Below are 13,165 nucleotides of genomic sequence, written 5' to 3' on the forward strand. Positions count from 1 at the left end.
CGCATGAGGGCGCACTTCGTTCAAGTTGGCGAGTGTCACTACTTCTTGCCGGAGTCCATCAATAAAGCATCCCCCTCAAAACATCGGGGCGTTTATGCGGCCTCTTCTCCCTCTCCGGCACGCCGGCATGCCCGGAAACCAGCCCGTGGCTCACCGCCTCGGCAAACGTCCTGGCGGCATCCGCCCCATGGGAACACTCGTCATGCAGCGGCATCTCCCTCACGCACCCGTTGGAACCCGGCGGCAGGCTGCGGTAAAACTCCAAAGACCCCAGCCCGGAAATATACTTCTTCCCGTTAATCTCCGGCCTCCTGCTGCAGCGTTCATGAAACGTGCAAAACCGCAGCATATTGCGCAGCGCATTAATCCCTGTCCACACATCGGACGTGCGCGGCACAATCGCCGTGCGGAACCCCGCCTTCTGTAAAACGGACTCAAAAGACGTATTGGAAAAATCCCTCCTGGCCGCATCGTGTGGCAGCAGGTGCAGGGCAATCGGGCCATAATCCCTCTCCCTCATCCGTATCTGCCCCACATAAAAATCAACCGCCTGATTATTCCCGGCAATATAATCCAGCGCGTAATACTTCCCCCCAATCACCTGCCACAGCCAAATTGCCGTGGAATCGCTCAACCCCAAATCCCAGGAAGCATAAATCGGAGCCACCTCATCCGCCTCAAACTCGGCGGCAACCCTCCCCTCGGCACGCAGGGCGGAAATCCACCTGCCGTAAATCGCCCCCTCCACGGACGTTTGAAGAGCCTCTTCGGGCACCGTGGGAAACTCCTGCTTCACCTCCGGCCCGTTGGCCCTGTACTGGGTCGCGTACCACGCCTTCTGCCCCTCGGTCAGCTCAATCCCGTAGCGCTTCTTCAAATCGGCAAAATACTCCACCAAAAAATCATCCAGCCTCGGCTCCACTCCCTCCAGGCAATACTCCTTGTGCCGGATCCATGAAAAAAAGAAAAACCTGAAATCCAGACTGGAAAGAGGCTTGCCCACCATCTCCATGGCCTGCTCCATCAGCTGGTAGGCCAGCCCGGCCTTGCCCCCCTCGTGGGTGGACTCCATCACCACCACGCTATTCTTCCCGACGGCATTCAAAGCCCCCGTCCGGATCTTCTTCGCCCGGGCCGGATCATGTAAAGCTGTGTAGGAAAACTCGGAAATGTGGAGAAATTGAAGGGTGGAACCGCGCAGGTTCGTACCCACATCCACGGAGCCGTTCGTGGACCAGGCCATGCGCTGGGTCCGGCTCTCCACCAGCGGGCAGCTCTCCTTAATCTTCTTTCCCAAGGCAGCAAGAGCCCGGTCCTCCATCGTCGGACTCTCCGGCAAAAAATCCAGATGCTCGTAGGCAAAAGCAATCTTGCGCAGCTTCGCCTGTCCGTCGGGCAAAGTCTTATCAATAATCCCGCAATGCTGGTTCTGCCCGAACAGGCACAAATCCAGCATATAAATCGCGCAAAACGTGGAAATCCCCAACTGTCGCACCTTCAGGACAGTATTGCGGTACCAGAGATTATTGTACAAATCCTGCTGCGCCCAATTCGGGCGGAAACGCACCATGCGGCCATCCTTATCCTCAATCCAGTAAAGATGATTCAGCCGCCACCAGCGATCGGCCAGCAGCTCCTTCCAATCCGGTCTTGTATCCGCAGGCTCCGTCATAGCACATCAACAGCTAAAAACTCAAGAGGACGGTCCCCGGAAACCCGGATGCCAAACCGTGCGCCGCGGCTCCAGCGGGAACCGGTCAGCACCTCGTGCCATCCACGCTCCATCATCCGTGTCTTGCCCAGCCTGTCCCAGGCGGCGCCATCATTGGAAACCTCCACCCCGGACGGATCCGTATCGGAAGCAAAAAACACGCGCACAGATGCGGCCTGCCTATCCTTGCCCAAACTCTCCACCACATCCAGCTCATTAGTCACCACGGTGGACGTAAACTCCCATGCTCCGGCATCCACAAACGGACCGTCCGGATCAAACACCTCGATAAACCGGCCGTCCTCGCGCTCCACCACTACAAACAGCAAATCATCACTGTTCCCATTGGGAAGCACCACGGCATTGGACATCCTCCCTTCCGTTCTGTGCCGGTGCCACGCGTGAACCTGATGCATGGAATTGTAGGTCATCAAAGCCATCGTGCCGTCCGCCAGGGTCATCACGGCGCGCGGATGGGGCTTCCTCATAAAATCGCCGGAAGTCACTCCACCTCCCTGGGCCAGCACATGATCGGCAAACACGGTCAAGTCACGGGAAACAAAGCCGTCCGTCTCATAATCATACCCGAACTGATAAGCCCTCCCTCCGCCGCGCTCCACATACAGCACCTTATCGGTTGCCATCAGGGCCGGCACATCGGAAGACCCCACAAACCCGTGACTATCCGCCCTGGCATTCTCATGCGTCATCACCCCCTGGCCGCCGGAAACCACCCACTCCGCGTCCGCCGTCCCCAGCAGCAAGCGGGAACTCTGGGCCATCAGCCAGCAAACCCGGTTCTGTGTCGTCGTGGAAAGCGTCAGGGCCAGCGCGGAATCATCCTGCTTGCCCACCTCAAAACTATTAAGATCATCCGTCTTGCTCAACCACACCGTCTGCGGCTGGGCCTGCGTGGCGGCCAGCACCAACCGCTGCTGAAACACATCCACCAGGGACGGAAACCCATACACGCCCCGGAACGCGGCAAAACTCCACATCAGCGACTCCCCGGACGGCGGTACCCCCTCCGGAATCACGGAAACATTATCCCACAGCGAATACTCCGCGGAAGCAACCAACTCGGAAACCTCCGCCTCGAAGTGTCCAGTACAGGCCGGAATAGATGCAGAGGCGGAAGCCCACTGCACGACATTTGCCGGAAACCCCAGGGGAACATAAATCAAATAATGGCCGTCCGCCGGCGCTCTCCATGTTCCCGACATGGTGTAATACGCTATATCCCCCTCCTTGTTGGCCTGGAACCAGTACTTATACACACCGACGCCGGCAGGCAGCTCATTGCGCGTGCCGGCGTAGTTATCAATATGCCCTTTCAGTGAGACGACAGTACCGGCAGGCAAAAACCTCGTCAGCCACCGGGTCCCAGTCTGCTGGGAGGTCTTGGCGCTGAAACTCTCGGCGGCCTGGGCCCACTCGATGCGGACGGTCTGCCCCTGGGCAATATCATCCGTTGTCAATCCCGTGGGCTTGATAATCAGATTATCGCCATCTACCAACCCCTCGCACTCGATTGTCTTGCGTACTCCATCAATCACCAGTGCCTTGATCGCGGGAACGCCATATGTGGAAAAATGAGCCTTGGCCGTGGGGGAAAGGGGCAGCGTAAAGCGCAGCACGTCGCAGGTGGACAAGGCGGCCGGACTCGGCGCATCCTCCTGGACATCCGGCTTGACCACGGCGGAAGCCACGCCTGAAATCTCCGCCTGACACTCGGTGGCCTCAAGCGTGCTGCCGTTGTTGGCAACAATATACAGTGTATAAAATCCGCTGGAAGGAGTGGTATAAATATCCGTCCTGCTCTCCCAAGTCGTCGTGTATTGTACATCGGCGGAAGAAAAAGCAGTCAGCCTTACCACAGCGCCCCGGCCCCGTCCAAAATTCGCGCCCAGGTTAACATCGAACTTGGCCCCTGCAGGAAGATAAACCGTCTTCATCCCCCGGAAATCCAGCCCGAAAATCCTCCCCGTCTTCCTGGGCTCGGTCCAGGCAAACCGGACTGTCTGCCCGTCGGCCAGGGCATCGGCAGCCAAACCTTTGGGCGTCACGTCGATGCCCGATTTGCCCAGTGTCAGCACGGCGGAGGCCCCCACCTGCTCCACATCATCCACCCACACGCGGCTTGCCTTGATGGATGAAACCGTATTAGTCAGGAAATGCCGCAGCGTAGCCGTGGCGGGAATCGTAAACCGCTGAACCGTGGCAGGCCGTCCGCCGGAACGCAGCTGTAGCACCACATCCTTGCGGTAGGCATCCACCACCAGCTTATTGCCGCAGGAATCAGGAGGAAACCCGTTGGAAGGATCCGTGGATGACCCCAGCTTGGACTCATAAAGCATCAGCCGTAAATAACACTCCTCTTCGCTCTCGTCCCCGGTAATCTGCATGTTGGATGCTGCATCAATACGCGAAGTAGAAGTACCCAGCAACTGCCAATCATCTCCGGGATAGCGGCGCTCCACAGCGTAGGTACCATACCATTCCTTGTTGCACCAGAACTTCCAGGTACCCTTGCAGGTAATCGTATTGGAATGGCAAACAACCCCCTTGTGGAAAAAATCAGGATAATCCGCCGGTGACGTGAGACCGTCCACGAAATCCGCCGCACCATTGAAATCCTTGTCACAGGACCACCAGGACCAATAACTCCCCTCATTCACGCACAGCTTCTTTCCGGCGGCATAAGTCGATGCCGCAGTAAACGCCTTGGCAATCACCCAGCCCTGGCGGATCACAGCACCCGTACTATACCCGGTCTGCTGGGGTACCGTCACCTGAACGCGCATCACGTCCCCTTCGTTGGTGGCCGCGTCAGGATCCTCGGAATGCTCCCCGAAGGAAAGCCTGTAGCAGCCATCGTCCAGCGTCAGCCGGACCGGGAACTCGCGGTACTCCTCGTAGCGCCAGGGACGGGCCTTAAACTCATAGGGAGCCAGGGAAAACGTGCCGTCATCATCTCGTTTGAGCACCATCAACTCGTGCGTGGGGCAGGCCAAAAACAGCATCGAATTCACCTGCTTGTGCCGCAACCGGGAAACATCCCCCGCTGCCCAAACGGAAGGCAGGGAAGCCACCACATCGCCATCAACGGACAACACGCGCAGCAGCGCGGGGCTCACCTCAACCAGAAACCGGTCAGCCGTCGAATACACATAGGGAACCATCACGGACCCCTCCAGGGCGGCAATCACCCTCTTCATCCCGTGCCTGCGGGCAACTCCACCCGTTTGGGAAACATCCACATTCTCCAGCACGGACGCCCCCCGATGGTACACGTCCAGGTCAGGCCGCCCACCAATGCCGGGTGACACCTCGCCCCCATTAAAAGAAATCCTCTTCATTTGCTTTCAACTATAAATGGAGCGCGGGAACGGGCGCAAGTTGGCGAGTGTCACTACTTCTTGCCGGGCGGCCGTAAAAAAAGGGCCGCCCCATGCAAGGACGGCCCTATGGACAAACCAACGAAAAAAACTACTGGATTCCGTAGGCAATGGAAAAAACAAGCTTCTTGCCGGCAGTAACCGCAGGTGTACCGCCTACCTTGGCATAAAGCATCGTCGTGGAATCCATCGGCTTGATGGAAACCGCCTGGGAGCCTTTGGCCAGCTGGTACGTACCGGCGGCTGTCACAGTCAGAGAAGCGGAATAGGCGTCCGCCGCATCCTGCGTGCCTACGGTCAGCTGCAGCGTCCCCACGCCTTCGGAAGCAATGTAGGAAAGCTGGGGCAAAACACGGGCTCCGCACGGAACATTGCAAATGGCGATCAAATCGCCGGCCGCCACGGAAGCGGGCATCGTAAACTCCGCCGTAGCCACATGGACTCCGGCTCCGGTATGAATAGCCGCAAGCTGCGGAACAGTAGCCAGACCGGTACGGTCCGCCAGGGCGATTTGCTTTTCAGCGATATTTGTTTTAAGTGTTGCCATGATAATTCAATAATGGGTTAGGGGTTCTTAGGACAAGGGCTTGCACTTGATCTGTACGAAAGCCTCTTCACGCATGCGGGTGGAACCCATAATCGTCTTGAGGCCGATCTGGATGGTATCTTCTTTGTCGGTGCGCTTCTCCACCGTCACCTTGCTCTGCTTCCAGGAACCGAAATACAGGGAATTCTTCATCCACATCGGACAAATAATATTCCCGCTCTCATCCAGGGGCAAATTCGGCGAAACAACAAACTGAATACCCATGACAGGATCCAGCGCTCCATTAGTCTTGCGCAGGGAGGCAAACCCGAAATCCGCCTTCTGCAGGCGCTCGTCATTAATCAAAGCCTCACGCATGCGGGGAGTAATCGCGCAGCACACCTGATCTCCGTAAGCATTGGAAGCATCATCCAAAATGCCGGCCTCCTGCAAAAGCGTAATGCCGCGGTTAAGCTTCTCGATAGTCATCGGGCAATCCTTGGCCGTGCCGCCTGTATGGTCAACCGGAACAACATTGGAAGCAAGAAGCTCCAGCTGGTCCATGCCGTCATTGCCGGCAAACGCCGTGCCGAAAATGCCGCCCTTGGAAGGAACGTAAACGCCGCCCTGCTTGCGCAACCCAAACAGAACATCGTCCATCTTGCGGGCTGCCGCATACTTCAGGGCATTAATCGTCTGCGTAACGGGAGCATCCAGCCCGTGAAGGAAAATATCATCGTCCTCATCGTAGCCCAGGTGCTTGGAAAAACTCACCGGAAGCATCCGGCGCTTGAAATAATTAAGCTCATCCAGAACAATATCCTGCATGCGCCCGCGCTTCTCTTCCAACTCCGTGGCGCCCACGAAATTGAACTCCATAAGCTTGCCGGTCAGGCCGGACTTAACCACACAAAAGCGTTCCAGGCGGGAAGTCGCCTGCTGAACCTGCTCCTGCCACTGGTTATCGTAAGTCTCCTGATAAAGATCGGAGATGGGAAGGGTATAATTACTTGGCATGCCTCCTTCATGGAGGAACCCCGGAAAAATCTCAAGTTGGCGAGTGTCAATTCAGTTGCAGATTTGACAATTCACACATCAATCACTGTCATACAGGCGTTACAAAAACGTTACAGAACAAAGTAAATTGCTTACATAAAATTAATTAAAACCCACTCTCTCCGCCAGTTTGTTTTCCCATGTAAAGAGATAGGGTATCCCTGGGTATAGGACAACGCCTCCCCCGGAAGCCTGTTCCGGAGAAATGCATTCCGACACCCAATTTTGCGTTATGGACTTAATTCAGGGACAGATCCACATACGAACTGTTTGCCTTCTGAAGCAACGGAAGGATATGAGTCCGGAAACGATTCACCAAATCAGGATTTTGAGAAAGAGGTGTGATTTCATTTTCCTGAAAGTCCCGGATAACGTTTCCGTATCTGGCTTTTCTCATGAAGTGCATCCAGCAGGTATTAGAATAGGGTCTTATCCAGGGGTGACGGGTTATATCCACTTCATAAGGCGCGGCAATTCCATAACGGGGCAAATTGTTCATGCCACAAATAAATGAATCTCCTCCTCCATTTCCCGGTCGCGGCCCATAAATCATTAACCTTTTCTGGAAAACCAAAGTATTATGCCCCCGGATAGAAACACAATCATCCGGTTTGCCTATCATTTGGTATGCAGCTTCCAATTCCTGTGTAAAATAAATTTGATCAGCATCAACTTTGCCGACACAGAATGATTTCCCCGCATAGAGATTACCAATGAAATCCATTCCGAAATTCAAGTAGGTGTCAATTCTGTTTTCTTTGGGAAGAGCCCTTAAATCATCAACTGAATGAGGAGGAACCACATGATGCGGATAATGAAGAAAACTCAGGCGACACTCATATTTATCTTCAATATACTGTTTCCATTCTTCCATGAGCTCAATAGTGCGGTCCTCCGTATCCGACCAAAGAATAACGACATGATCCAGAACGGGAGCTACGCTTAAAAGACAGGGAATAACAGTATTTTCTTCATTAAGAATACGGAGAAAGCCTACCCGTTCCAAATATCCTTTCGAGGAACCCGTTTCTTGTACGCCAGATTGCATTTTAACTTCAATAGTTTTTAAACATTAATGATATTATCTCAGGCAGATATGCTCATTACAGATTTATTTGAATTTTCTCCGCATTCACTTTGTATCATTTTCTGAAACATTTCCTTCATCCATGATTGGATCAATTCCGGTTTTTGTTTTACCAATTGTGTGATTTTTCCATGAACGTGGGCAATTTCCTCATTACCTTCAGCCTGATGAACATATGTTTTTGTCAGATAAGGCTCCAATCTTTTTGTGGCGTCTGCATCACAGAACCAATGTGGATTTGAACTATAAAAGCCAAATAGGTGAAGACCGGAGGATGTTTCCTGCCGCAGTATCGCCAGGGGGTCTCCATAATGTTGAAAAAGAGATGAAAACGTTTTTTTCTCCCTTATTTGTGCATGCGCCGGAGAAATATACTTTCCCTGATGCATAGGTGATTTGCCACTGAAATCGAGCGGCCACGGACACCCCCAAACGCCCATGTGGAGATGAGGAAAATCTTTTTTCAACCGGACCGCCAAAATCAGCGCTACGAGAGCATCCTTGCAGATACCTGTCAGAAGAATAGATTTGAGGGAGGGCATCTTTCTTATTTCACGTTCTATATCAAGGCACATGCGGTCCAGCAGAAGAAGCCCTTCCCATTGATGATACTTCATGCAAATAAAGGGATGCCGAAAGTTCAGCCATACGGAATTAGTGCCGTCACAGGGATTGATGAGCAATTCATCCGCGTACTTGTTCACTTCATTGATGGAAGAAGTACAATGATAACTGAGATACTGGTAGTTGCCCTCTTCCATTTCATAAAATTCCTCCCTTCCCCAGTTGTCCCATTGAAGAACAAGCTTCTCTTCATCATGCTGTAGAATGACTGCAGCATCATTGCGGTGGAGCCTGCGTCCCCGTTTTCCCTCTATATGGAATTGGTCCGTCCACTGGGGATGCCTGATGACGATGTCCTCTGCAGGTTCCTCTTTCATTGAGGGGGACTCTGAAGAAGCAGAACCTGGCAATAGAGGGGAGGAATAATAAAACTCCCCGGCCTCGTCCTCCAGAATGGGAATTATCCTTCCATGATCGATGAGGGACTGAATATAGGCATTTTCCACAGATGCATGATGCTTGGGACTCCCGGAAGCCCTCAAATTCATATCCGTATCTCCCAAATAATAGAGTTGGGCATCCGGAAATAGATAATCCGCCAGGCAAAGAGCTTTGCTCAATGTTGTAAAGTTGGGCGTACTCCGATGAACTGCTCCCGGCATGAATTTCCAGTTTTTCAGTCCTTCCCGGCAGGCAAATTCATTGGAGCACCCCAATTCTTCATTATTGAAATAGATTTCCGGGATTTCAGGAAGCATATCCATATGCCTTTCCGCAGGAGAAAAAGCCAGATACCCATAAAAGCATGAAATCAAAAGGATATCCGTTCTCGTTCCCGCCAAACCGGAATTCAGGTTATCCATTTTATTAACCCTCATGATTTTATCACAGGAATCAACAAACGCTGAATAATTGCGTTTCAAGTTCCGTTTATTAGAGACGATGCATATTCGTTTCTCACGTCCTTCAGAAGCCAGCAAACCCTGATATTCTTCATTTCCGCTCAATCTTGCCAACAGCTTCCATTCCTCTTCCGTATCAATTTGCAAACAACACGGAAAATCGTTTAAATACGGGCGCGAATCATTATCAAAGAGAGTTCCGGATTCCTGAAAATGCTTTTGTGTGATAGCATTAATATTGCCATCAAAGAAATAGAAAAATTTCCTGGCATCCTGTTCGCGATGAGCCACGTGGAATTGTCCATCCAGATGGCCGATCATTTTAATTCTATGGGCCGTATAGGCTGAGTGAATTTCTCCTTTTTCCATGTCTTCCGCCATCTGGCGCAGAAGCCCGGCCCTGCGAAAAGGAGAAGTCGGCTGAAGAATGGCAAACATTTTGCAAGAGATCCCGGACAGAACCTGATGAATGCAATTTTCCATTCTCTTATCATTCACCTTTTCCCGGACATAACGGATACCTTCCCGGCGGCAGTATTCCATAATTTCTTCACTATCAGTACTGACAATCGGCATGAATCCTTCCTGAAGGGCATATGAAACGGAATACTGGAACAAGGGACGCCCTGCAAATAATCGGCAGTTTTTGCCGGGGCAGCGTTCCGAGTCTTTCTTGGCCGGAATAACGGCCAGTTTAGGAATCAAATGCGAGGCTGCGTCTTCTTTAGCTGGCTTAAAGATAGAAGAAACGGATTTTTTCAGTAACCGGGGCAGCCTGAGTTCCATTTTTCCCGACCATTGCTTGCCGTCGTCATACCGGGGCATGATGGGATGGCCGTGATGCAAGCATGTCACCTTGAGGCGCGGCCTGCATTCACGCAGTATGTTCCCATTGGAAGCCACCATGGAAAAAAAATTCTCCAGACGGCGCATGTATTCCTTAATATCCGGCCTGCCGGGAGCAAAGACGGGGCCATCCATGTAACTGAGATAAAGTTCCTCATCCTGGTCAAGCCGGATAATGTATTCAGCCAGGGCTTCCGGGGATGAAAAATCCCCGGCATTGACAAAACGGGAAGGGTTGACTTCTTTTTCGGCGTCCGGTGCCCCCCAATAAATGGGAAGGGAAAGGGCGGCCAGGGAATCAATCAGTTTTTCAGTCGTGTAGCCGGCAGCGGGATAGTTTTCAAAGGCAATCGTGAATTTATAGGATGAACAGAAGGCAATCTTATCCCGAACACGTTCTCCCATGTTGTTCAGAACCGTACCCCCGCAATCTACGGTTTTGTATTGGGAAAGAAGGCGCATAAAATAAATTCTTTCCGGAGAGTTGCCATTGGAATATACGAAGTTGCAAAAACGGGTATGCCTGGACAAAAGGGATCTTTTATCCTTGGGATACTGTTCCACAACCCCTGTCTGCTTTATATAATTCCTTTCCATCCAGTTGGGAAGACGCAAATGGCATTCGGGATAGGGGACATCCTCCCTCATGAATGAAATGGCATAATCGCATTCATCCCACAACGGCTTTACGGATTCGGCCGTATAGAAAACCCGGACGCCTTTAAAATAGTGGTGCGCATTTCCAAAAACGGAGTAAATCAGCAAATCTGCTTCATCCTGATTATCCACAATAACCATATTCAGCCGTTCCTTTAAAACTGCTGATAAAATAAAATCATGCGGATTAAATCCCTGCCAAAAGTCGGCAAAGGCCACGCGAGTTAATTTTTTATTATTCATACCAGCTTCCTCAACCATGCATGCCCCCCATATTTGGAAAGCGATTTATCCTTCACCAGAATTTTAACCCTATGTTTAAGCCCCATAAGATAATAACGGTTAAATACCAAAGTCTCAGGGAACAAATATTCCGGTCCTAGAACAAGGGGATGTCTGCCAACCACATATTTGTTGAGGTGGCTTTCATCATGCCAGACAGCTATAATTCCATTGTCAAGATCCCGTTTAACAGCCCCGGCCAGTTCCCGGCACATGGAAAGAAAGTCCTTAGTCCTTCCTCCATTAAATCCTCCAGCGACATAGTATTCCCCCTGTTCGGGAAGAATCCGCGCTTCGGACATTCCGTTCTTTTCATAGGGATAACAGGAACGGGTGTTTCCGTAATATCCCGGATGAAGAGTTACTGCAATCCCCTGCCGGTCATTCGGAAATATTTCTTCTCCAATGGGGGAAACCGGCAATAACGTACCATTCATAAAGTAAATGTAGTCATATTCCTGCAATTCTTTCTGAACACTTAAGAAAGTTTCAAAACGCCTTAAGGTTTCCATCGGCCAGGGATAGAACGGCTTGATGACAAGCGTTACGTCATCAGGAGTTTTAACTTCATTATGATCCGTGAACAAAAAATAGCGGACGTCATGGCCTGGAAGGAAATATTGTTTGGCGGCTGCATAAAAATCTTTCCAAAACGCCATATAGCGTCCCGTGGCGATATATAATACGGCCACTTTCTTTCTCTGTGAGGAAGGAGAATTCTGTTGTTCCCCGTTTCCTGAAAGGAAAAACGAACCATCATCCCTCCTTCTGAATGTCTCCGTTCCCCATTGGTCCCACTTAAGAGTCACTTCTTCATCGGTCAAGGAAAGAACGTCAGCCCAGTCATTCCTTTGAAAACGGCATGCCCTGCCGCCAAAAATACGTACGATGTCGTACCATTGGGGATGACCGATTTCCATGAAGGATTCGGCATTGAACCGGCTGTGAGAGATCTGCCAGTTTCTTCCCCGGAAGTCCCCCGGCACCAGTCCCCCCCGCATCACGGAAGCATTGTTGGTCTGAATAACCAGGTGCATTGGAAGAGACATCTCCTGCACGTAACGGATACGGTTGCAGCTTCCGGTGTCAATCATGAGCTTGTGCATGAGATTGTCTTCCGTAAACCCGTATCCGGAATGTCCCAGCCTGGGAGAAATCTCGGAGATCCTTCCGGGATCCTGTTCACAGGTGATTAATTTTTCAAGGACATCCCTGCTGAATACCATGGTGGGTCCAAAACAGCTGAAAAAGCCATTCCCGCAAAGTGGATAACCCCCACGGGCGTTCAGATATTGGCCGAAGCCGCAGTAATAACTGCTGAATTCCCGTGGAAGATGTTGATGGAAGTCATTGATGGATTTAAAATAGTCTCTTCCGTACAAGTCATCGTCGTCAATTTTGGCAAAAAGGTCGTAGTCGGAAATATCCAGATCCCGTATTGCATCCAAAAAGTTGGAAAGCTGGTTTTTATTCGGGAACAGTCTCATTGTCAGGCGTCCTTCCTGGATGAAATGTTCAAAAAGAGGAAGAACAGTCTTTCGGTATGTAGCTTCCGGTATGCCTTTAACAGCGGCAAAAACATGGAAATTCTCATAGCTTTGATCCATCATGCACCAGATTTGCCTCTGTAAGTCCGTTAAGCGCCTGTAGGAAGAAAGACAGGCCGCAATACGGCAGGCCGGTCTTTTTTTTGTCCGTTCATGCTGGTAGAATAAATTGTGACGGGCAACCCGGATATGAAGCTCCCCGTTGCTGTTGGCCGCCTCCAAGGCAATATCCGTTGGCAGCCGATAATCGGCAAAAACCTGAATGACTTTTTCCCGTTTGCAAGAGGGGATTACCATGGCATGCGTTCCCCATACATAGGGAGTATTGAAGTCGGTCTTTCCCGTTTTGAAATCTTCAAACAAAAGTTCATCAGACTCAAATGGATTTCCCTGAGGCGACCAGACGGCATGGTGAAAAAGCCTGAAAATATCCGTTTCCGGGTGTTCCTTCATCTCTTTCCTCAAAGCCGCCTCCAAACGTGATGAAGCTACCATGGGAACGGCATCGCTTTCTCCGAAGATGATCAAATCATTTCCGGCATATCTCCTGTCTTCCAGCATCCGTATGAAGGATGCTCTCAGGGAACGC

The 13,165-nt window shown here is 51.3% G+C and carries 7 protein-coding genes; all 7 read right to left on the reverse strand.

Annotated elements, in window-relative coordinates; genetic code table 11:
- Window positions 1–58: 58 nt before the first annotated feature.
- Complete coding sequence (locus tag V3C20_RS13300) at window positions 59–1,672, reverse strand: hypothetical protein (RefSeq protein ID WP_130084746.1); 1,614 nt, start codon at window positions 1,670–1,672, stop codon at window positions 59–61.
- Window positions 1,669–5,070 carry a hypothetical protein gene (locus V3C20_RS13305; RefSeq protein WP_130084745.1) on the reverse strand — a complete coding sequence of 1,134 codons (3,402 nt, stop codon included), beginning with the start codon at window positions 5,068–5,070 and terminating at the stop codon, window positions 1,669–1,671. The genes V3C20_RS13300 and V3C20_RS13305 overlap by 4 nt, the downstream gene beginning before the upstream one ends.
- Before the next feature lie 130 nt (window positions 5,071–5,200).
- Window positions 5,201–5,656, reverse strand: coding sequence for a hypothetical protein (locus tag V3C20_RS13310; RefSeq protein WP_130084744.1), 456 nt, complete (start codon window positions 5,654–5,656; stop codon window positions 5,201–5,203).
- 27 nt (window positions 5,657–5,683) lie between these two features.
- Window positions 5,684–6,652 carry a phage capsid protein gene (locus V3C20_RS13315; RefSeq protein WP_130084743.1) on the reverse strand — a complete coding sequence of 323 codons (969 nt, stop codon included), beginning with the start codon at window positions 6,650–6,652 and terminating at the stop codon, window positions 5,684–5,686.
- A gap of 277 nt (window positions 6,653–6,929) precedes the next feature.
- Entirely contained in the window at window positions 6,930–7,739 is an 810-nt protein-coding gene (locus V3C20_RS13320) for a hypothetical protein (RefSeq protein WP_130084742.1), read from the reverse strand.
- Between the two features lie 38 nt (window positions 7,740–7,777).
- Window positions 7,778–11,008, reverse strand: coding sequence for a glycosyltransferase family 10 (locus V3C20_RS13325; protein WP_130084741.1), 3,231 nt, complete (start codon window positions 11,006–11,008; stop codon window positions 7,778–7,780).
- Window positions 10,987–13,137 (reverse strand): hypothetical protein, encoded by a 2,151-nt coding sequence (locus V3C20_RS13330; RefSeq protein ID WP_161981246.1) that lies wholly within the window; start codon window positions 13,135–13,137, stop codon window positions 10,987–10,989. Before V3C20_RS13330 ends, V3C20_RS13325 begins: the two co-directional genes overlap by 22 nt.
- Window positions 13,138–13,165 lie beyond the last annotated feature (28 nt).

The sequence above is a fragment of the Akkermansia sp. RCC_12PD genome (assembly GCF_036417355.1).
Classification (GTDB): domain Bacteria; phylum Verrucomicrobiota; class Verrucomicrobiia; order Verrucomicrobiales; family Akkermansiaceae; genus Akkermansia.